The sequence below is a fragment of the Vibrio sp. MMH1-50 genome, from assembly GCF_022347645.1.
Taxonomy (GTDB): Bacteria; Pseudomonadota; Gammaproteobacteria; order Enterobacterales; family Vibrionaceae; genus Vibrio; species Vibrio harveyi.
On sequence record NZ_JAKRGG010000016.1, the window covers coordinates 74,292 to 94,970 of the forward strand.

16 protein-coding genes are annotated in these 20,679 nt (G+C 44.6%); 6 read left to right on the top strand and 10 right to left on the bottom strand.

From position 1 onward, the window contains the following. The first annotated feature begins 112 nt into the window (after window positions 1-112). Window positions 113-1,774: an electron transfer flavoprotein-ubiquinone oxidoreductase gene (locus MHO32_RS13785; RefSeq protein ID WP_239212501.1), complete on the top strand. Its 1,662-nt coding sequence runs from the start codon at window positions 113-115 to the stop codon at window positions 1,772-1,774. A gap of 145 nt (window positions 1,775-1,919) precedes the next feature. After that, window positions 1,920-2,087, top strand: a complete 168-nt coding sequence (locus MHO32_RS13790; RefSeq protein WP_239212516.1) for a hypothetical protein — start codon at window positions 1,920-1,922, stop codon at window positions 2,085-2,087. A gap of 52 nt (window positions 2,088-2,139) precedes the next feature. Here the strand turns inward: MHO32_RS13790 and MHO32_RS13795 are convergent, their stop codons facing one another. Then, complete coding sequence (locus tag MHO32_RS13795; protein ID WP_239212502.1) at window positions 2,140-3,111, bottom strand: FAD:protein FMN transferase; 972 nt, start codon at window positions 3,109-3,111, stop codon at window positions 2,140-2,142. Between the two features lie 95 nt (window positions 3,112-3,206). Further along, complete coding sequence (locus MHO32_RS13800) at window positions 3,207-6,221, bottom strand: flavocytochrome c (RefSeq protein ID WP_239212503.1); 3,015 nt, start codon at window positions 6,219-6,221, stop codon at window positions 3,207-3,209. 764 nt (window positions 6,222-6,985) lie between these two features. On the opposite strand from MHO32_RS13800, the gene MHO32_RS13805 reads away from it, so the two are divergent. Continuing rightward, on the top strand, window positions 6,986-8,749 hold the full coding sequence (locus MHO32_RS13805) for a leucine-rich repeat domain-containing protein (RefSeq protein ID WP_239212504.1): 1,764 nt from the start codon (window positions 6,986-6,988) through the stop codon (window positions 8,747-8,749). A 44-nt stretch (window positions 8,750-8,793) separates the two neighbouring features. On the opposite strand, the gene MHO32_RS13810 is transcribed toward MHO32_RS13805, so the two are convergent. Beyond that, window positions 8,794-9,441, bottom strand: a complete 648-nt coding sequence (locus MHO32_RS13810; RefSeq protein ID WP_239212506.1) for a glutathione S-transferase family protein — start codon at window positions 9,439-9,441, stop codon at window positions 8,794-8,796. A gap of 118 nt (window positions 9,442-9,559) precedes the next feature. On the opposite strand from MHO32_RS13810, the gene MHO32_RS13815 reads away from it, so the two are divergent. After that, window positions 9,560-10,390, top strand: a complete 831-nt coding sequence (locus MHO32_RS13815; RefSeq protein WP_239212508.1) for a LysR family transcriptional regulator — start codon at window positions 9,560-9,562, stop codon at window positions 10,388-10,390. A 9-nt stretch (window positions 10,391-10,399) separates the two neighbouring features. On the opposite strand, the gene MHO32_RS13820 is transcribed toward MHO32_RS13815, so the two are convergent. The 6 genes from MHO32_RS13820 to MHO32_RS13845 form a co-directional block, all read right to left on the bottom strand. Next, a complete protein-coding gene (locus MHO32_RS13820; protein ID WP_239212510.1) occupies window positions 10,400-10,972 on the bottom strand; it encodes a protocatechuate 3,4-dioxygenase in 573 nt (190 codons plus the stop codon). 138 nt (window positions 10,973-11,110) lie between these two features. Further along, window positions 11,111-11,779, bottom strand: a complete 669-nt coding sequence (artM, locus tag MHO32_RS13825) for an arginine ABC transporter permease ArtM (RefSeq protein ID WP_009696340.1) — start codon at window positions 11,777-11,779, stop codon at window positions 11,111-11,113. Further along, on the bottom strand, window positions 11,776-12,465 hold the full coding sequence (artQ, locus tag MHO32_RS13830; protein ID WP_005388570.1) for an arginine ABC transporter permease ArtQ: 690 nt from the start codon (window positions 12,463-12,465) through the stop codon (window positions 11,776-11,778). Before artQ ends, artM begins: the two co-directional genes overlap by 4 nt. Before the next feature lies 1 nt (window position 12,466). Beyond that, a complete protein-coding gene (locus MHO32_RS13835) occupies window positions 12,467-13,198 on the bottom strand; it encodes an arginine ABC transporter substrate-binding protein (RefSeq protein WP_005443853.1) in 732 nt (243 codons plus the stop codon). 88 nt (window positions 13,199-13,286) lie between these two features. Beyond that, window positions 13,287-14,015: an arginine ABC transporter ATP-binding protein ArtP gene (gene artP / locus MHO32_RS13840; RefSeq protein ID WP_101905864.1), complete on the bottom strand. Its 729-nt coding sequence runs from the start codon at window positions 14,013-14,015 to the stop codon at window positions 13,287-13,289. Window positions 14,016-14,280: 265 nt separating this feature from the next. After that, complete coding sequence (locus MHO32_RS13845) at window positions 14,281-16,173, bottom strand: methyl-accepting chemotaxis protein (RefSeq protein WP_005450160.1); 1,893 nt, start codon at window positions 16,171-16,173, stop codon at window positions 14,281-14,283. A gap of 628 nt (window positions 16,174-16,801) precedes the next feature. Here MHO32_RS13845 and MHO32_RS13850 point away from each other — a divergent pair. Continuing rightward, the gene (locus MHO32_RS13850) at window positions 16,802-19,036 is read left to right on the top strand and encodes a hypothetical protein (protein ID WP_239212512.1); all 2,235 of its coding nucleotides are present in this window, start codon (window positions 16,802-16,804) and stop codon (window positions 19,034-19,036) included. Between the two features lie 192 nt (window positions 19,037-19,228). Then, entirely contained in the window at window positions 19,229-20,026 is a 798-nt protein-coding gene (locus MHO32_RS13855; protein ID WP_074051396.1) for a glycine betaine ABC transporter substrate-binding protein, read from the top strand. A gap of 58 nt (window positions 20,027-20,084) precedes the next feature. On the opposite strand, the gene MHO32_RS13860 is transcribed toward MHO32_RS13855, so the two are convergent. After that, the gene (locus tag MHO32_RS13860; protein WP_239212514.1) at window positions 20,085-20,477 is read right to left on the bottom strand and encodes a nuclear transport factor 2 family protein; all 393 of its coding nucleotides are present in this window, start codon (window positions 20,475-20,477) and stop codon (window positions 20,085-20,087) included. Window positions 20,478-20,679 lie beyond the last annotated feature (202 nt).

Here is a 20,679-nt window from a genome sequence, read left to right on the forward strand (position 1 = left end):
TTAGTTTAGTTTACGTTTACGTCAACTGGACTATAGTTCTTTATACGAGCACTGCGTAATAGAAGAAGCACCTGAAACACAAAGAAAGGTTTCGCATAAAGGAAGCAAGAAGATGGAAAGAGAATGCATGGAATTTGATGTGGTGATTGTTGGCGCCGGACCTGCAGGTTTGAGTGCAGCATGCCGCTTAGCGCAACTCAACCAAGAGCGTGAAGGTGAACCACTATCTATTTGTGTGGTAGAGAAAGGTTCAGAAGTTGGTGCACATATCTTATCTGGCGCGGTATTCGAAACGCGCGCATTAGGTGAACTCTTTCCTGATTGGCGAAGCATGGGCGCGCCTCTTTCCGCCGCTGTAAAAAACGATGCCTTCTTGTATCTAACCACAGAACTTAATCACGTTCGTGTTCCCCACTTTCTTACCCCCAACCCAATGCATAATAATGAAAACAACTACGTCATCAGCTTGGCGAACTTATGTCGTTGGTTAGCAGAACAAGCAGAATCGCTTGGCGTTGAGGTCTATCCCGGTTTCGCTGCATCCACGATTAACTACGATGCATTTGGCGCTGTTACAGGGGTAAACACCAGCGACATGGGCTTGGACAAAAAAGGAGAAGCCAAACCCAACTTTGAAGCTGGTATTGAGCTAAAAGCCAAATACACCGTATTCGCTGAGGGGTGCCGAGGTCATTTAGGTAAAGAGCTCATCCAACGATTTGGTTTAGACGATGATAAACAACCGCAACATTATGCACTCGGGCTTAAAGAGATTTGGGAGTTACCTGCCGATGCCAAAGATCAATCAGGCAGCGTGATTCACTCTGCTGGGTATCCACTGAGTGAATCCAACACCACGGGTGGCGGTTTTCTCTACCACATGGAAAACAACCAAATCGCCGTTGGGCTTATTGTCGACTTGAACTACAGCAATCCTTACTTGAGTCCGTTTGACGAATTTCAACGCTTTAAACACCACCCAGCTATCAAACAACATTTGAAAGGCGCTCAACGCATCGCTTACGGCGCAAGAGCCATTGCAAAAGGTGGGTTGTCTTCTCTACCGAGACAGAAATTCCCCGGCGGTCTATTGATTGGCTGTGATGCAGGTACTTTGAACGTCGCCAAAATCAAAGGCAGCCATACTGCGATGAAATCCGGTTTATTAGCCGCAGAAGCCATTGCTGAAGCATTCACACAATCCAATTCGGAACCGGATTACCAAACCAAGTTTGAAGATTCATGGTTGTATGAAGAGCTTAGTGACACACGCAACTTTGGTGCGAACATTCACAAATTCGGCAGTGTACTCGGCGGCGCACTTTCCACCTTCGAACACAACCTGTGGCAGCCTCTGGTTAAGAAACCAATACCGTGGACAATCACAGATCCTTCGCACGATCATGAACAGCTGAAACCAATTGATGAGTGCCAACCTATTCAATACTCGAAACCAGATGGTGTAATCAGCTTCGATAAACCCTCATCAGTATTTTTGTCTGGTACACAACACGAAGAAAATCAGCCTTGTCACTTGCAGCTCGCCTATCCTCATATTCCGATTCAAGTCCATTTGAAGAAGTTTGATGAGCCGAGTCAACGTTACTGCCCTGCTGGCGTTTATGAAGTGGTAGAAGTGGAAGGCGAGCGAATGTTCCAAATCAATGCCGTAAACTGTGTGCATTGCAAAACCTGTGACATCAAAGATCCTTCGCAAAACATCACATGGAAAGCACCAGAAGGTGGCGGCGGACCGAGCTATCAAAACATGTAGATACGTTAGTATGTTGACAGTCTAATGAATGGATAAACAATCCAACTGCTGTTTTTATGTAGAAAAATTTGCCTTCGATACGAAGAAATCCACCAGCGAATTTCAATTACGGATATAATGCCGCCCTTGTTCCAACTGATGAATCATGACAATGCGAAAATACTACGTAACTGAAGGTGACACGGCGTCTAAGAAAGAGAAAATTGCCTACCCAAAACTGGCACTATGTGACCAATGTGTGGGTAGCTATGTTGTGATCAGTGAAGGCGAACGCACGTACGAAGAGTGCTCTAAATGCGGTGCGGACGATTAACGCTAACGCGATAAGTTAATGATACGAGGCAGGTTTGAATCTCTGCCTCACCTTACTCTTCCAGAACTGACTCTTCGCGCAATAAAATACAGCCTTTATAATCCATCAGCCCCTGTGTGACGTGCACTTCACCTTGTTTTGAAACAACCACTGCCTCGATACCCTGTTGCTGATTTAAATAAGACATCGATTCTTCTACGCTTGATAAAAAGCCTGCGGTACTCCAAATTTCACCATCGACAGACAGGCGAGAGATAGTCGTCAAACTGGCGATATCGGTTGAGATTGGCATTCCCGTTTTGGCATCCAACAAGTGATGATAACGCTGCCCGTTGGATTCAAAAAATCGCTCATTGATACCCGATGTCACCATCGACATGCCTTGTAAAGGTACGACGCGAACGACGTCACCACGCTCTGATAATGGGTTCTGAATGCCCACATTCCATGCTTTGTTGCTGTTAACTGGCGAATGACCGATGGTCAGTACGTTCCCACCCAAACTGATAAAACCACTTTGTACGCCTGCTTCAACCAGTTTGTTCTTTACCTGATCGGCGAAGTAACCTTTAGCAATCGCGCCCAAGTCTATCTCCATGCCCTTTTGACTTAAGAACACCGAATGGTCATCTTCGTTCAAAATGATCTTGGTCGGATCGACCAAGGATAACTTGTCGGTAATCAAGTCATGAGACGGCACTTTGGCATCCTTAAAACCAATTCGCCAAGCTTTTACAAGCGGACCAACTGCAACGTTAAACGGGTTTCTTGTATCTTCACTGTGCTGTTTAGCAAGCTTAATCAGGTCAAATAGATCCTGCGCTACCACCACCGGTGTAATACCCGCATTTTGGTTGACGCACATCAGCTCAGAGTCTGGTTGATTGACCGTAAATCGCTCTGTGTAATCGGCGAGTTGGTCGTAAGCTTCTCTTATCAATTGTTCACCGTTCGAGTGATACACCACCACATCAATAAAGGTGCCCATCATCTGAAATCTGGCGCTGTATTTATTGGTGCTCATCGATTTCTCCAAACACTAAATACGGAAAAAGAGGGAAGCATCACTCCCCTCTTATTGATTACTTATCTTGCTCTGTTTCGCTCTTGAATGAGTGCTTAAACAAGATCAGATGCACTCTCACCAGCGATACGACCATAAGTGAAGATGTCGATCAGCGCGTTACCACCGAGGCGGTTGCCCGCGTGGATGCCACCCGTTACTTCGCCCGCTGCGTACAGACCTTGAATAACTTCGCCATCTTTACCAATCACTCGCGCCTTAGTATCAATCTTCAAGCCGCCCATTGTATGGTGAACTGAAGGCTGACGTGGCGTCGCGTAGAACGGTGCTTTTTCCACTTTCAAACCGAATGCACTCTTATGGAACTCAGGATCCTGTCCTGCATCCACACAAGCGTTGTATTGTGCGATGGTGTTAGTTAGCTCTTGCGTCGGAACGCCAATTTTCTCTGCCAACTCTTCTAGCGTGTCAGCTTGAATAATGATGCCTTCTTTGATTTCGCGTTCGATGGTTTCATCTGATGTATTCGCTGCGGTTTGACGAATGTTCTCGTCCGCAATCATGTAGATCAGACCACCGTTGTCGAAGAACGCCTCAGAAAGCACGTCACGGCTACCACACTCATCAACAAAGCGCTTACCTTGCTTGTTCACGAACACAAAGTTCTCTGGTGGCACAATCAGACCGGTTAGCAACGCACCTGATTTAGGGTCACCAACTGGCATTAATTGCACAAAGCCCATACCAACTAATTCTGCGCCCGCTTTCTCACCAATTTCGATGCCGTCACCAACCAATGCTGGTGAGTTTGTAGTCTTGATGTCATCCGCGATTTCTTTCCAGTATGTGTTGTACTTTTTGATCATCTGAGTGTTTGCACCGAAGCCACCAGAAGCCAACACCACACCATGATTCACATGAAGGATAAGTTCTGTACCGTCCGCTTGAACCGCTTTGATGCCCACCACTTTACCGTTATCAACCATCAAATCCGTTGCACGTGTGTCAGTAATGATGCGACCGTTTTGCTCTTGGATGCGCTTTGATAGTTTGTCGACAAACTCTACGCCTTTTGGACGTTTAGGTTTGTGTGCACGACGCCACAAGGCACCAACTGGGATCTCAACAACGCTACGGTCAAAATCAATGCCCTTTTCACTCAGCCAATCAATGGATTCCATAGAGCGAGATGTTAAGGTTTCAACCAAATCGTATTGACCATAAATCGATTCACCGTTCAGGTCGGTACGTTTGCCGCCAAGGTAGGTTTGAATACGGTGTAACTCAACAGAATCAAACAAGTACTGCTTGCCGTTCTCAAGGTCTGTAAAGTAGTCATCCAGTTGTGCTTTAAGCACTTTGAAATCTTCAAGGTACTCACCCGCAAACTCGGATTCCGCTGTTTTCGCTAGCAGCATCAAGGTTTCTTTTTCGCCAGGAAGTGCTGGGAAATCACCTTGCCAATTTGGTTCTGCCGCGTTCACCCAACCGCCAGTACGCACCGTGTTACCACCGATTGCAGGGAACTTCTCAAGCAAAATAACCGACTTGCCTTTATCTAGCGCCGTTAACGTTGCACTCAAACCAGCACCGCCGCCACCAACAACCACGATATCCACGGTTTCTTCGATGGTTTTCGATGACCATGCCACCGCTTCTTTGGCTTTGCAGCGCAGTGCTTCTGAGTTACCGCCCGCTAGATCAACCGCGTTCGATACGCCGTCCAGTACTGCTTGGCTGCTGACTGTCGCGCCTGAAATCACGTCGATGTTCAGTGTTTGACCATCAAGAATTTGTTGAGGAATACGTTCAAACGCTGGGTTTGCGATGCCGTCCGATTCTTTTGAAGAGTCCACCACAATGTCGAGGATTTTATCTTCAGAGAAAGTAACGGTAACCGGCAAGTCGCCATTGTGACCACGACCATACGCCGTGTATTCACCGGAGTTAAATTTGATTGGAACGTTCTGCAGTTCTTTGATGCGTTGGTGCTTCAATGCTTCTGCTGCGCTGTCCACAATCATGTAGTCCATGATTTCCCAAAGTGGTGTTGGAATTTGCAGCGCTTCTTGTTGCGCGATGTCCGCGAACTCAGCACAAGTTTCATCGTTAAGCGCTTTGTTTGCCCAAGTAGGTTCAACCAAATAACCTTTACCGACACTAACCATGTCGTAACCTTGCTCTAGGGCATTTTCTGCATCTTTGCGCTGAGCAATACCACCAACACCAATCACTGGTACTTTCGCAACACTTTCAGATTGAAGCTTACGGTATTTGTCGATTAGCGGCTCTTGGTCTTCTGGCGTAACAATTGAGTTACGTAACCAGCTACCCATTGAGAAATGGAAGTAATCCAAGCCGTGAGTCGCAAGCTTATCTAGCAGGAACATGGTGTCATCAAAGCGGATGCCCGGTTGTTCAATCTCTTCAGGAGAGAAGCGGTAACCGATGATGAAATCAGATTTGTTATGTTGCTCAGCCACTTGCTTAGTTTTTGCAAGTACAGCTAATGGGAAGGAAGTACGTCTTTCAATGTTACCACCCCATTTGTCGTTACGACGGTTTGAGTGTGGCGAGAAGAATTGCTGAATCAGGTATGTGTTTGCGCCGTGGATTTCAACTCCATCGAAGCCAGCAAGGATTGCACGGTTTACTGCATCACCAAAGCGCTCGATCATCTCTTCGATTTGTTCTTTGGTCATCTCAAGTGGTGTTTCAGCGTTGTCACGCAGCGCAGCGACAGGACTTGCAGAAATCGGTTGGTGTCCGCCATTGAACTCAGGGTTTGCCATACGACCGGCATGGTAAATCTGCAGAATCGCTTTGGAGCCCTTTGCTTTAATCGCATCGGCAAGCTTGGTTAAACCTGCGATTTTGCTGTCGGTATCAATACCCAGCGCACCCGGGAAAGCACGACCGTAATTCTCTACAAACGCACTCTCGACAATGATCGCCCCTGCATCACCGGAACGAGCTGCATAGTAGTTGATCATCTCTTGCGTTACGCCGCCATCAAAGAATGCAGACTGAATCGTCATCGGTGCCATCACGATACGATTATGCAGTTTGACCCCTGATTGAAATGCAATTTCATCGACTAACTGAGCCATAAATAGTTTCCTTTAACAGATTAATTCTCATATCAAAGGCACCTCCAGTTCGGTCAGCGCACCACAAGTGTTTTTGATATGAAAACCAATGTCCTTATTCGATAACCACAAAAATATTATTGATTTGACCGTATGAGTAAAATGAATACTTTGCATCTTAGCTATGATTGAAGCGCATTAATTAAAGGCTAAGTGGTTTGATTTGAATGGTAAAAAAGGCAGGAGATGAAGTGCGACGCCTTAATGTTTAGTTAGGCACTAAGCCTTTTCTGAACTGGAATCTAACGAGTAATTTAAGTGCTAACTTACGAAGAAAAGGTAAAAGTGAATTGGGTAACTAGACGAGTACTCAGCGACTCAACAAGCCTGCGAGATACGGATATTATCGCCGTTATCTGTACTCCGTATTTTTTGTCTCAAGTCTTTATGACTCATCTCTAAGAGTCACATAACCGACTTTCATCACGGTCAGATAATTTTACAAAAAACAGATATTGCCTGTCACCCATTGCACAATTCATCGTTACTTTATTTGCTTTCGAAATGCCCCCTCCCACCGACGTTACCTTCATCACCATTCGAAAAATTTAGATGAAAAAGCTAATAGTTCCGGTAGCTTACCTACAGTTTTATTTTGAGAGATTGCGTAAACTGCTGCAGAACTATTCATTGTTGCTCTATTCATTGTCGAAACAGCATTCACTAACGGCAAGGCAATTGAGCGCCTAAAACTAAAAAGAAAATACTTCGAAAAGGATTAATATATGAAGGCGTCAGTGGTAAACCTAATCTGGTTATCCGGTAAAATGGTGATGGCAACAAGTAGTTTGGCGTTATCCGGTTTTGCTTATGGTTCCACTCCAGAAACCATTGGTGACATTCAGTTCGTCGACCTAAACTTTGCTGATTGCTTTTCCGGCTACGAAGCGTCTTCGCCAAACATTTTGACCGAACTCGACTGCTCCAACAATAACATTAGTTCTGTGGAAGAAATTAAATTTTTCCCTGCACTAGAACACTTGATTCTTCTAAATAACAATATTAGAAGCGTCGATACTACACATAATCCAAAGCTCAAACGCCTGATCTTGGCGAACAACCAATTGAGAGATATCGACCTATCTCATAACCCAGAGCTTGAAACTCTGACTATTTCAGAAAACAACCTGACACAGCTCAACATCAATAAGAACTCGAAGCTGAAAAGTCTCTACGCATACAAAATGCCTATTGCAGAAATAGACGTTCGCCAACTATCACGGTTGCGTGACCTTGGACTCAGAGCCCATAAACTGACAGAACTTAACGTTAGCCAAAACTCCGAACTCAAGACACTCTTTCTTGGAAGTGGCAGCCTAACTACGATCGACTTAAGCCATAACCCAAAGCTTTCGCACGTATCTCTTCAATCAAACCAATTACAAGAGATTGATTTGTCGAAAAGCGCGAATCTTAAGCACCTTAACGTGCGCAATAATAAGCTCACCAGTTTGGACTTAAGCCAACAGACACAGTTGCAAGAAGTCAAAGCAGACTATAACCAGTTGACCGAATTCCAATTGGGTAAAAACCCAAATTTAACGTCACTAGAGCTAAACAATAATAAATTGACCAAACTGGACCTGACTCAACAACTAGCCTTGAAGAAGTTCACAGCATTCAACAACCCACTTTATGATATTACATTGCCTGAAGGTCATGAGTTTGATCTGTTTTCAGTCGAGGGTTCACCTTATGCCGCTGCTCTAACAACGACCTCTCAAGCAAGCGAAGAGAAAAACATCTCAGACCTACTATCTCCTCGTGTCAGCATTATTGAAGGTGGTGTAATAACGCAAGAGGGAAAAGAGTACACCGTGACTCCAACACAAATGGTGATGCCAAAACTCGGCCAATACATTGGCTTTCGATACTCGGTTACGTTGCCCAAGAATGCACAGGGTGAAATAGAGCCTAGCCTTGCAAAAACCAACAAATTCCCAATTACTGTCCGGATGACGCATCCAAAGATTGTCGATCCTAAAACGGGCAAAGGGTTCACCGAATCCACTTGGCCTGACACCATGTTTAAGCATGATCGTAACCTCGCGATGTGGTATTTCGGCGATAAAAGCGAGCTGGTGTCCGGTCGTTGGAAACTCGAGATACTTTACCGCGATAGCGTGGTAGCAAAAAAAGCCTTCCAGCTAGTCAATATGGATGATCCTAAAGAACTCACTTCAATCAAGGAAGCAGTGGTCATGCAAAACTTATTCAGTAAAGGTTCTAGTTATGTTTGCAAAGAAACCGCCTTTCAGCACTGTTTTGGGTTCGATAGTACTAGTAAATGTGAACAAGCTCTTGAGCCTTACACCAAGAGCTGCCAGGCAGTAATGGCACGAGAAATCAAAAAACAAAAGGGCAAGTTTGACAGTAAAGACGCTTTGAAAAATGCTTTTCTCTTTTATACAGGGTGTTTAATGGGGAGCTATGCAGAAGAAAATCATTTCGAGCGAACAGAAGTACTGCAATGTATGAAAGGTAAATAAGTTATTTTTAATAGAGCCTCACATCAAGTGAGGCTCTAGTGCCGTTAAACCTCTACCCCAGCTTCATCTTCTTCTACGATATCCGTTTCTTGACTCGCCTCTTCCAACCATTGCTTTAGAGATTCACTTGCTAGCACCTTCTGTTGGTAAGCTTTGGCACCTTCCGATAACTCGATGCCATAAGTTTGGAAACGCAATGCCACTGGTGCATACATGGCATCGACGATTGACCATTCTCCAAATAGCCAACCATTCGGATGCAGCTTGGCTTGTTCTGCCCAAATAGCGTCAATGCGAGCAATATCTTTACGTGCACCTTCAGTTAAATCGACTTTTCTGCGCGCGCGGATATTCATTGGGAGTTCGTTTCTTAAATCAAAGAAACCCGAATGCATTTCTGAAGCGATGGCGCGTGCTTTAGCTCTTTCTGCAGAGTTGCTTGGCCATGCTCTACCTTGCAAATATTGCTCGTTTACGTATTCCAAAATCGCTAATGAATCCCACACTGTTGCATCGCCATCCATCAAGACCGGTACTTTCGCCGTTGGTGTAATATCTTCCAAGGTCTTATAAAAATCTTCCGTGAATAACTTGAGCTTGGTGACTTCCACATCCAATTTGAATTGAGAAAAGATCAGCCATGCGCGCAGTGACCAGCTTGAGTAGTTTTGGTTAGCAATAAACAGTTTCATGACGCCTCCATGCGGTTCGTGTATTGATTACCCATTCACAATATCTGATTGTATTTAAGGGGACTAACGGATAGTTTTGATGGAACACTTCAACAAAAACGATGGATGAGTTTTAGATATGGATATCGATGCGTTGCGCAGCTTTCTTGCTTTTGTAGAAACGGGCAGTTTCACTCGTGCTGCCAAGCAGATCAATCGCACCCAATCAGCGTTTAGTGCACAAATGCGTAAGCTGGAAGACGAGCTCAGTGTCAGCTTATTTGAAAAAGAAGGTCGCAATCTTGTCTTAAGTGAAGCGGGATTGGCACTACGCTCTCATGCAGAGCAACTAGTCAGCTTGCATAATCAAGCGCTGAAACAGGTGAAACGCTATGAAAATAAGCGTCCTCTTCGCTTAGGTTGTCCAGAAGATTACAACGACAATATCCTGCCTAAAGTCATTCGTGTATTACAACAATCTGAACCCACGTGTTCGATTCAAGTCTTCAGTGAGCCCAGCATCACCTTGAGAGAAAAGCTGGATGAAGGAAAGCTAGACGCCGCTATTGTGACTAGAGCACCGGACAGTGAAGAAGGTTATTGGCTAGCAAGCGACAAAGGCGTGTGGATTGCTCACCCTGATTTTAACATCGAGACCGCCCAACCTCTCCCTCTTGCCCTTTTCCAAACCGACTGCAAATACCATGCGGCAGCGGTAGACGGATTAACCAAACGTGGTACCCCTTATCAACTACTGGCGTGTTGCAATACAGCATCGGCACAAAGAGCGATTGTACGTTCAGGCATGGCTATCGGCGCTATGGGCAGTATTAGCGTTAGCGATGATCTCGAGATCTTAAACGATATGCCATCGCTGCCTTCCGTGGATATTGTGCTGGTCACGGGTGTCGAGCCTCATCCAATACTGGATAAAGAATGCTTGGCGCAATTGGTGGAGTTAATGGCTTAGCCGGATTAGCTAGCCAATCACAAAGTTAAATTCGCCCGTTAACCGCCCGTCGATTCGTATAGTTTCAAACTGTAGATAATCACGGGCTTTGCCTCCCCACCATTCATCGCCAGTATTGCCTTTCAAGTACAACTGAGTGGTCAGAAGTTCTTGATTATCTCGCCACAACTTAACGTGAATGTGCGGTGGGCGAGAAGCATAAGGTACAGGGTATAAGGTCTGAAACAAGTAGCGACCATCCGATTGAGTTTCGACTGCGCCAAAGCCAGCAAAGTGAGCATCAAACTTATCGTTATTTGGTTGCTTAGGATGATCGTAAATACCCTGCCCATCGCATTGCCAGATTTCTACTCTGATGCCTGAGGCAGGGTTTCCCGATGTATCTAATACTCTGCCTTGCAACACGATAGGTTCACCGACCAAGCCTTCTGATTGCAGAATCAAGTTTTGACGAAGAGGAATATCCACTACTGGATAAAATGGTCCTTCTTTTTGTGCTGGCGTCGACCGCATTGGTGTTTTCGCTTTTAAAGAGGGGGCGAACAACAATGTCCACAGTGCTAAAAAGTGTCTTCTTTCCATGATGCCACCAATACAATTGGGTTGAATTAAGTTTGGTGGAACTTGAGGAATTTGCCATGACAAATATAAAAAATGCCCCTGCAAGAGAGTCATTCGCAGAGGCACTGTGGAACTAAACGATGAGTGTTGATTGAAGGATTATGCGGCTTCGAACGCCAATGCTTTCTTCTCTACCTGACGGAAAATGAGAGTTAGCACACCATTTACCGTTAAATAAAATGCGCCTGCAATACCAAATACCGTCAACGTATCGTAGGTTTGTGCGTTAATGCGCTGCGCATAACCCATCAGATCCATGATCGTAATCGTGCTTGCTAGTGACGTGCCTTTGAAGACCAAAATCACTTCGTTCGAGTAAGCCGGAACAGCACGGCGAATAGCGTATGGCAGAAGCACTTTCAGTGTTGCGGTTTTGTTCATGCCTAATGCACGACACGCTTGCCATTGACCGGAAGGAATCGCGTTAAACGCTCCTTTGAACAACTGAGTGCTGTATGCAGCGGTATTTAGTGCTAGTGCTAACATCGCACAAAACCAAGGTTGGCTTAACCATGTCCAGAATACGCTTTCTCTTACGACATCAAACTGACCCGGACCGTAGTACACCAAGAAGATCTGCACCAATAAAGGCGTACCAGTAAACAAGGTGATGATGCCACGACTTAACCAATGCAAACCCGGAGTACGTAAGATCAGAGTCAGCGTCATCATCAAAGCTAAGAGACAGCCCACCACCAAAGAAGCGGCAGTCAATTGAAGGCTAGTGCCTAAGCCATCCAGCATTTGCCAAACGTGTTGTTCGTTCATGCGGTAGCCTCCTGTCCCATACTCATGCCTTGAATTGAGAACTTCTTATCAATCAGTTTTACGGCACGTTGCGTAATCAAAGTAATGCCTAAGTAAATCGCCGCAGCAGTTGCGTACCATGTAAACGCTTCATGCGTCGCTGCAGATGTTAGCTGTGCTTGCTTCAATAAATCCGTTACGCCAATCAGTGATACAAGCGCGGTATCTTTCAGCAAAACCAACCATTGGTTAGTTAAACCTGGTAGTGCATGTCTTACTGCTTGTGGCAAAACAATGCGAACAAAAGCGTGTGCTTGACTGATGCCGAGTGCGCTTGCTGCCTCTCTTTGCCCTCTTCCAACGGCTTTCAATGCGCCACGTAGAGTTTGAGAAGCATAAGAAGCGAAGATTAACGACAACGCCACCACGCCAGACAAGAACGGGCTAACCTCTATAAAGTCTCCGGTGATTAAAAACAGAACCTGCGTCGAACCAAAATAGATGAACAACACGACAAGGATTTCTGGCAAGCCACGTACAATCGTCACAAACGCCGTCATTGGCCATTTAACGAAAACGCGGCGAGACATTTCACCACTGGCGAATACCACTGCCAGAATCAAACCGACTAATAGGCTTGTGAAGGCTAGCTGGACAGTCATCCAACTAGCTTGAACAAGCGATAAAGAGTAACCCGTTAGTGCCATATTACTTACCGAAGTACTTGTTGTAGATTACGTCGTATTCGCCGTTTGCTTTCACTGTTTTCAGTGCTGTGTTCAGCTTGTTCACTAGCTCGTCGTTACCTTTGTTTACTGCGATACCGAAACCGTTACCGAAGTATTTAGGGTTAGTGACGTGCTCACCCACGTAAGCTAGGTTGTCTTCTTTCTTGAACCATTCTGCTACGACTGCTGTGTCACCGAATACAGAATCAATACGGCCATTTTTCATATCGATGAACGCGTCTTGGTAGCTTGAGTAAGGAACCGCGGTTACGCCCGGCATTTGCTCAATCAGGTAGCTTTGGTGTGTTGAACCGTTTTGAACACCAACACGCTTACCTTCTAGTGCTTTTTGATCAGCCACTTTTTCTTTGATAGAAACAAACGCTGCTGAGTTGTCGTAGTAAGGGTCAGAAAAGTTCACTTGCTCCAAACGTGCATCAGTAATATCCATTGCAGAGATAGCCGCATCATAACGCTTGAATTTTAATGCAGGGATCAGGCTGTCAAAAGACTGGTTGTGGAAGGTACATTTTGCTTCCATTTCTTTACATAGTGCGTTCGCCAGATCCACATCAAAACCTTGGATTTGGTTGTTTTCATCCATGTATTCGAACGGTGCGTAAGTCGCTTCCATCGCAAATTTGATCTCTTCTTGTGCTGCTGCGTTCGCTGAGACAAGACCGATTAGTGAAGCTAGTAGAATCTTTTTCATTGCAATACTCCGTGTGTACTTAGTGGGCTGACACTCGCAATGACAGCCGAGCTTATCTGTTAAATAGACTGAACTTTAAAAACGTAATTTAGTGATTTAGGTAATCGGCAAACTGAGTGGTTTGCGGATTAACAAATGCGTCGTGCGTACCGTGCTCTACGATGTGCCCTTTTTCTAGGTATAGAACATGGCTAGCGATTTTCTTGGCGAAATCCACCTCATGGGTCACAACAACTTGTGTAATTCCCGTTTCGCTTAAATCATTAATAATCTTGACCACTTGATTCGTAATTTCAGGGTCAAGCGCTGCGGTAGGCTCATCAAAAAGTAATACTTCTGGTTTCATCATCAGCGCACGGGCTATCGCCACACGTTGTTGCTGACCACCAGAAAGTTGCATCGGCCATGCATCCGCTTTGTCTGCCAAATGCAGCGTTGCGAGAATTTGCATTGCCTGCTTCTTCGCTTGTTCTTTATCCATGCCAGAGACTTTTACCGGAGCCTCAATCAGGTTCTCCATCACTGTCATGTGTGGCCATAGATTGTACTGTTGGAAAACCATGCCCACTTTACGACGAAGCGCTAAACCTTGTTTCTCTTTGATTTCAGTTGAAAAGTCGAATGCGTCATCAGCGATGTTTAATTGCCCATTATCCGCGCCTTCAAGAAGGTTAAGAACACGTAGTAGAGAGCTCTTCCCTGCACCACTTGGACCGAGTAACACCAGCGTTTCACCGCTTTCACAATTAAAACTGACATCGTGTAAAACTTGGGTATCGCCGTAAGATTTATTGATACTTTTAACTTGAATACTCATGCTGCCATACTGCATTAATTGTCATCTGGGAGTTATACTAGCAAGAAAGAGACTTTATGCAATAAAAATGTATAAAAATTTAGATTGTTAATTTTTTGTATAATAAACAACCAACATAGCAGAGTATATGACTGGTGCAATGAGTTTAGGTTTTAACGAGATTTGTTGAAAAACCTAATGGAAAGGAAGTCAATGAAAGGCAATAAAAAGAGAGGCATGCGCCTCTCTTTCGTTGGTGTTAAGTCTTAAACTTGAACGATATAACTTAGTTCAACTTAAACATGCTGACACTATCACGAAGCTTATTCGACATCGCAATCAAGGCTTCTGATGTATCCACATTGTCTTGAACATCTACCGTCGTATCACGTGCAAGATCATTCACGTTAATCACGCTTTCATTGATCTCATGCGCCACCTGAGATTGCTCTTCAGCCGCAGTGGCAATTTGGTGGTTCATATCTTGGATTCGCTGGATTTCATGGCGAATCTGGTCTAGAGATAACGTCGCCTCTTCTGCCTTATCAAGCGTGCGTTTTGCACTGTCCGAGTTGTCTTGCATCAGCAATACCGACTTGTTCGCTTGCTCTTGCAGAACTTCAATCATCGATTGGATCTCATTGGTGCTTTGTTGCGTTTTCGTCGCAAGAGAGCGAACTTCATCCGCTACGACAGCAAAACCGCGACCATGCTCACCAGCACGTGCAGCTTCAATAGCAGCATTCAGTGCAAGCAGGTTCGTTTGATCAGCAATGCCACGAATCACATCCAGAATACCACCGACATTTTCCGTTTCTGTATGAACGTTACGTATCACCTGTTGGACCTGGTTGATGTCGTTTACAAGCGTCGTAATATCAGAGTTCATTTGAGCAACAACCGTCAAACCTTGCTCTGAGCTGTTATTTGCATCGCTTGATGAGCTTGATGCCTCAACCGCACTCTGGGCAACCTCGGCCACCGTTGCTGTCATCTCGTTCATTGCGGTTGCAACTTGCTCAAGTTGCATCATTTGAGATTTAGATGAGCCATCCACTTTGATAGATGAACGCTCCAGCTTGCTCGACGCTTCAATAAGCTCTTCCGAAGACAAATTGATGTCGGTGATCATAGTCTTCAACTTATCTGCCATTAACAGTGTTGAACGATACACACCAATGTCACTGCCTTTTGCAGCTGGAATATCAGTCAGATCACCATTCGCAATCTTGTCGACTAGACGTTCAATCTCTTTCGGCTCACCACCAATTGGGTTGTATAACAACTTTTGAATTAACAATGACGCACCTAGCGTGCCAATAATAATGAACACGAGACCAGAAACTAAGTTGGTGATCACTGCTTCACGAGACGTCGCTTTAATGTCTTCCCAGCTCGCGAAAGCCCAAACGGTCCAACCAAGCGCTTTCGAACGTTCAGATACAACGTAAAACTCACCACGGTCTGGAACCGTGTAAGAGTGTGAGCTAGATGCATCACTCGCGTACTGCTTGTATGAAGGTCGTAACTCAAACAAATCTTCGCCGACAAGCTGCTCTTCATACGCCGCCATCAAGTAACCATCTTCACGAGCAACAAAAACATTGCTGTCTTCCGCCAACCCATTAATGAAGCGAGTCAAATCGTTCATAAGCAGACTCAAACCAACAATCGCCACGACCTCACCGTTTCGTTTTACCGGAATAACGAGAGAAATAGACATCTGTCCCGTGCTCGCTTTAAACGGCTTAGTTACGACTTGATCCTGCCCAGACATCGCCTTTACATACCACTCCCTTTGCAGCTTTTTAGCATTAAAAGTTGGATGCAGACCTTTTGAATCTGAATCGTAAAGAGTTCCGTCAGGAAGCGCGATAAAGTAGTTGGAAACCCCTAGGCTCTTTGTACCTTGAACCAACATCTCCACCATACGGTTATCAATAGATGCAGTTTGGTTGTTGACTTCAATGGCAGACGCTGTCGCTTCTAAGCTCGTAAAGTAAGTTTGGATCTTTTGTTCAACAGCTGACGTTATTAAATGTGTACTGGTAGAAAGGTTAGTTTGGTAAGAGTTTGTGGAAGAAGAGTTAATTTGGTTGTAACTCAACACTGAAATAATAGTTACGATCGTAATTATTAAAATACCTATTGATGCTAAAAGTTTATTCTTTGCATTCATGCGACATTTATCCAAAAGGGTCAAATGTTTACTTATTGTAAACAAGCGATTAAATAAAATACTTATATTTTTTCTATCTGACTTTTATAAGTGTATATAGACAAAAAAAGTTAGTTTCATATGCACTTTCAATATAAGAAAGTGGCAATGAACCGAATAAACAAAAGGCGGCTAGCCGTGTGAGGACTATCTAGCACAACTTCGGATTTATACGCTCTATATGCCAAAACTGAAAGAACCCCAGCGAGGCGAACTATATTGCCACTCTATTTTACCTTTATGAGTTTATTTTGATAATCATTTTGATGAATAACTCAACAAAGATCACTTTTAAAATATAAAATCTGATGCTTATTTTAGCTCTTCATGAAATACCATCGTAAATACGTAAATTTTCATTTTGAAAAGAACTAGAAATATCGAAATTTTTATTCTTCAAGTTTCATTTTTGAGACAGTAAATATTAATTTTATAAATTACTGAATAGCGACAACTATTGATTCGATATAAAAGTGATAAACCAAAAGACACACTCACCCTTCCTTGAATTGGTCATACCTATCGCTAATACTTCTTCTTAATTTGATTCGCAATTTGAGTAATCAACATTTTTGATTGGGACAACTCAATGATGAAGCCAATGCATTTTATGCTCTCAGCTTTGGGCGCTCTGAGCTTACTTTCTGCGCCTATGACATGGGCAGCGACAGCGATCATTCTACCAGGGTTACATGAACAAGGCGTTGATATGCAAGATACCCCAATCTCAGCCGCTGCTGCGATTGAATGGGAGCTAGAGAATGCCGATGTTGTTTTTGGAACGTATCCAAACAAAACCGATAACGAGCGCGTCAAAGCCATTGGCTACATGTACAACCAAAAACTTGAACTCAATACAGGATGGGTAGAAAACGATATTCGCAACGAGGCAGAGCTGAATGGGATTGATTACGAGGATTACTTTCTCCATTTTGCCGAAGACACCATCATCGCCGAGGTAGACGAAACTCATGGCGAAAATACCCTGCTTAATCGAAAACCGATGATCGTTGGCTATACCGCTAGCGCCGACCACGCCGGTTTTTGGCTATATCAATCACCGCCATGGAACGCTGACGTATTCGGTCAAGCTCATAATGGCGGGGCGCTCTATGTTTATCACTCAGAAAAGTTCGACCGCTTAGCTTTTAAGTTCACCCAATTTGCTCAAGGCGGCAGCTTCACCATTGAATACCCTTCTTCTGTCGATTCGTTCGGTCAGGTAACGGAATGGACAAGCTTCGATATTAAGAGAGACAAAACCGAGAGCATGACCAAAAACCAGACTGTAAACTGGTCTGTTCCATCAGATTGGGTTCGTGCCACAACGCACGATGGCAGTGGACAAACCTATGGCGGCGGTCAGTACTTTGGTTCGACCTTCTTGCGAGATGGTGGTCGCTTGTATGTTGCGAGAGTGACTTGGCATGGTGACAATATTGAGAATCGCCCTCACCTAAAAGAAGTGAAGCTCAAGAACAGTTTTCCAACCGTTAAGTTGACGAATGCACCAACGGCAACACCTGACGGAAAAACGATTCAACGTTGGCGCAAAATTCGTGGCTTTGATAAATCTGCGGATCTTAACCAAGACAATTATCTCTCTTGGAATGAATATAAAAACCGCTCAAACAAAAATGCGACCGCTCGTTTCCGTTGGGAGTCTCGAGTCATTCCATTTGGGCGAATGTGGAACCAAACCTCCTCGTGGGCATTAACCAATCTCGGCAATCCCAACTTTGCCAACGCAGTTCACCACTATTACCAAGCAGAATGGACGAAACAAGGCTTAAACGGTGCATACAATGACGATACAAACAAACTGCTTGGTGCAAATCAGTTCTACATCTATTCCGGTGGTATGTTAGATGAACTTGGTTTGGTTGCAGGAAGCCAAGCCGCTGATGATGCGTACAAAGCTCAGTTTTCGGCATTTTTAAACAAACTGGCAACGCTGGATCCGGATGTGCTAATTGGTCTCAACATAGGCACGGCAAACTTATATGGTCGCAATGGACAGAGTCACTTAGTTAAAGCAGGTTCTCTGTACTTACGGGAGCACTATCTATTCCCTTCTACTGGCTTTAGTGGCTATGCAGGCTTGGCTAAATTCTGGGATAACGCCGCTCTCGCCAAAGCTGGTCAGAAAGTGATTTACCAAGCAACAACACGTTATGGTCGAGTTCAGTACTTCGGTAACACTGAAGACAATTGGAAGCAGGATCAATACTCTGCATTAGCAGCGTTTTACTTAAATCACCACTCGGGATACAGCTATTTTAATCAATGGAACAGCGGTTATCTGTACGGCAGCAACAACACCACTGTCGACAACTTCTGGAAAGCCGGAGTACCCAAAAACATCGCTTATCAACCAACTACATTACTTGCCGTTGATCTGGGCGAACCAGTAAATCAAATCCCAGAAGGCTTTACAGCAATACCTTTGATGATGTCCACCAGCACTCCGTCAGCCGCTGATTACACCGTGGTTGGTGACTCTTCCATGAATGAAGTGGTGCATGCAGATCTGCCCGATGGCCTTGCTCACGTCCTACCGACATATACCTATTTTGCCTTTCGCTCAGAGGAGTTCGTAGTTTCTGATGGTCCCATTGAGATGGTGTTAGCAAGAGAATTTAGCAAAGGGCGCGTGTTATATCGCACAGATTTTTTTGGCAAAAGCGCGGACTATTTTACTGCGCCCAAAATCACCATCACGCTAGACAAACCAATGCGACCTGTCGACAAGGATGGCAATGTTGGAGACTATGTTTCCGACATTCATATTGGTGGATACGAAGGACTGTTCTTACTGTATTGATCCGCGACTTAAGCCCCCTTTCCCGCAACCTTGCTCAACATCCTTCATGTAATTATCGCACTTGATTATCAAATCATTTTTGACAGTGACTCAAAGCGTTCGCTATTTATCCCTTCCTATCTTGAGCCTACTATCACTTCGAAAACACAGTGCACGACTCAACTTCGCACGAATAAAAATAAGGAATTCAGTATGACTCAAACTAACACGTCAAAAGCTATAAAACTCGGTGTCACTAACCTCTCATTTCATCGTGTCACTGCTTCTCTTGTCAGCCATATACTCAATGATATGGGTTTTAAGGTCGAGCGTATTTATTCACCCCATGAAGAGAACTTCTCAAAGCTCAAATCTGGTGAAATCGACATGCTTTCTTCGGCTTGGTTACCATCAAGTCACGGCATTTACAAAGCATCGGTAGAAGAAGTACAACCCCTACTGGAGCTCGGCTTACACTACGAACCTTACGCACTTTGGGGTGTGCCAGATTACGTTCCAGAAGCACTCGTATCAGAAGTGAGCGACCTGACTAAACCTGAAGTTGTAGCGAAAATGAAATCCGATATTCAAGGCATCAACCCTGGCGCAGGCATTACGCGCTTTTCGATCAAGATGATGGACGAATACGCACTAACCCAAGCAGGCTACCATTTCCACACAGGGACGGAAGAAGATTGCTTTACTGCATTTGAGAAGGCGGTAGAGAACAAACAATGGGTTATCGTGCCGCTTTGGAAGCCTCAATTTCTTCACTATAAGTACTCAATTCGAGAAATCGCAGAACCAAAAGGTTTGCTGGGTATTGTCGATAAAGCGGTATTGCTATTGCGCCAAGACAAATCAGATAAATTTACTCAAGATGAGTTGAATAGATTGGACACGCTCCGTTTCTCAAACGATATCATTGCGGAATTGGATTACAAAATCTGTCGTGAAGGACGAGATTTAGACACGGTGACACGTGAGTGGTTGGATAACCAAGCGCAATAGACTTAATTACAATCTCAGTGCCTTGCCGTGCTTAACGCGTATGGCAAGGCTCGGTGCGCTAGTACATAGTATTCCCGTTTGCTGTCTCTTTCGGTATTTCCTGCAACGCATCCCAATGCTCGACAATCTTACCGTTTAGATCAAAGCGGAAGAAATCCATCGTCACGTATTCCACACCATCAGGCCACGTCTGATGAGTATGCAGTGCCACCAAATTCCCCTCTGCAACTGCGCGAACAAACGTAATATCTTTGTTGGGATACTCTTCCTGCATTCGCTCGAAATAAGCGATAAATGGCTCGGTACCGTTACCCACTAACGGATTGTGCTGAATGTATTCATCCCCCACGTACAGCTCGACCGCTTTTCTCGGTTCTCCTCGATATGCCATCTCATAGAAAGCTATGGCATTGCGCTTATTCTCTTCTATATCGATTTGCATGGTGCTCATTTGATTCTCCTTCGTCATGCAAACAACCTGTCATTAGCGTAGTTGAGAATCATAATCCTGCTTTATATACCCAAGTGACTTCAAGATGCAGGATTCATAGCGTTGTCATTGATTCGAGAGTAAGGAAAACAACGCAGTGTAATAGCTAGCTCTTTCCAAGTTGTTTGACGCAGCAATCGGGTCAATGACACGCTCCCAAAGG

Coding starts and splice junctions, on each gene's coding strand:
- MHO32_RS13805 (WP_239212504.1), top strand. CDS start 6,986: ATGAAGGCGTCAGTGGTAAACCTAATCTGGTTATCCGGTAAAATGGTG.
- MHO32_RS13810 (WP_239212506.1), bottom strand. CDS start 9,441: ATGAAACTGTTTATTGCTAACCAAAACTACTCAAGCTGGTCACTGCGC.
- MHO32_RS13790 (WP_239212516.1), top strand. CDS start 1,920: ATGACAATGCGAAAATACTACGTAACTGAAGGTGACACGGCGTCTAAG.
- artP (WP_101905864.1), bottom strand. CDS start 14,015: ATGAGTATTCAAGTTAAAAGTATCAATAAATCTTACGGCGATACCCAA.
- MHO32_RS13815 (WP_239212508.1), top strand. CDS start 9,560: ATGGATATCGATGCGTTGCGCAGCTTTCTTGCTTTTGTAGAAACGGGC.
- MHO32_RS13850 (WP_239212512.1), top strand. CDS start 16,802: ATGATGAAGCCAATGCATTTTATGCTCTCAGCTTTGGGCGCTCTGAGC.
- MHO32_RS13835 (WP_005443853.1), bottom strand. CDS start 13,198: ATGAAAAAGATTCTACTAGCTTCACTAATCGGTCTTGTCTCAGCGAAC.
- MHO32_RS13800 (WP_239212503.1), bottom strand. CDS start 6,221: ATGGCTCAGTTAGTCGATGAAATTGCATTTCAATCAGGGGTCAAACTG.
- MHO32_RS13795 (WP_239212502.1), bottom strand. CDS start 3,111: ATGAGCACCAATAAATACAGCGCCAGATTTCAGATGATGGGCACCTTT.
- artQ (WP_005388570.1), bottom strand. CDS start 12,465: ATGGCACTAACGGGTTACTCTTTATCGCTTGTTCAAGCTAGTTGGATG.
- artM (WP_009696340.1), bottom strand. CDS start 11,779: ATGAACGAACAACACGTTTGGCAAATGCTGGATGGCTTAGGCACTAGC.
- MHO32_RS13860 (WP_239212514.1), bottom strand. CDS start 20,477: ATGAGCACCATGCAAATCGATATAGAAGAGAATAAGCGCAATGCCATA.
- MHO32_RS13845 (WP_005450160.1), bottom strand. CDS start 16,173: ATGAATGCAAAGAATAAACTTTTAGCATCAATAGGTATTTTAATAATT.
- MHO32_RS13820 (WP_239212510.1), bottom strand. CDS start 10,972: ATGGAAAGAAGACACTTTTTAGCACTGTGGACATTGTTGTTCGCCCCC.
- MHO32_RS13855 (WP_074051396.1), top strand. CDS start 19,229: ATGACTCAAACTAACACGTCAAAAGCTATAAAACTCGGTGTCACTAAC.
- MHO32_RS13785 (WP_239212501.1), top strand. CDS start 113: ATGGAAAGAGAATGCATGGAATTTGATGTGGTGATTGTTGGCGCCGGA.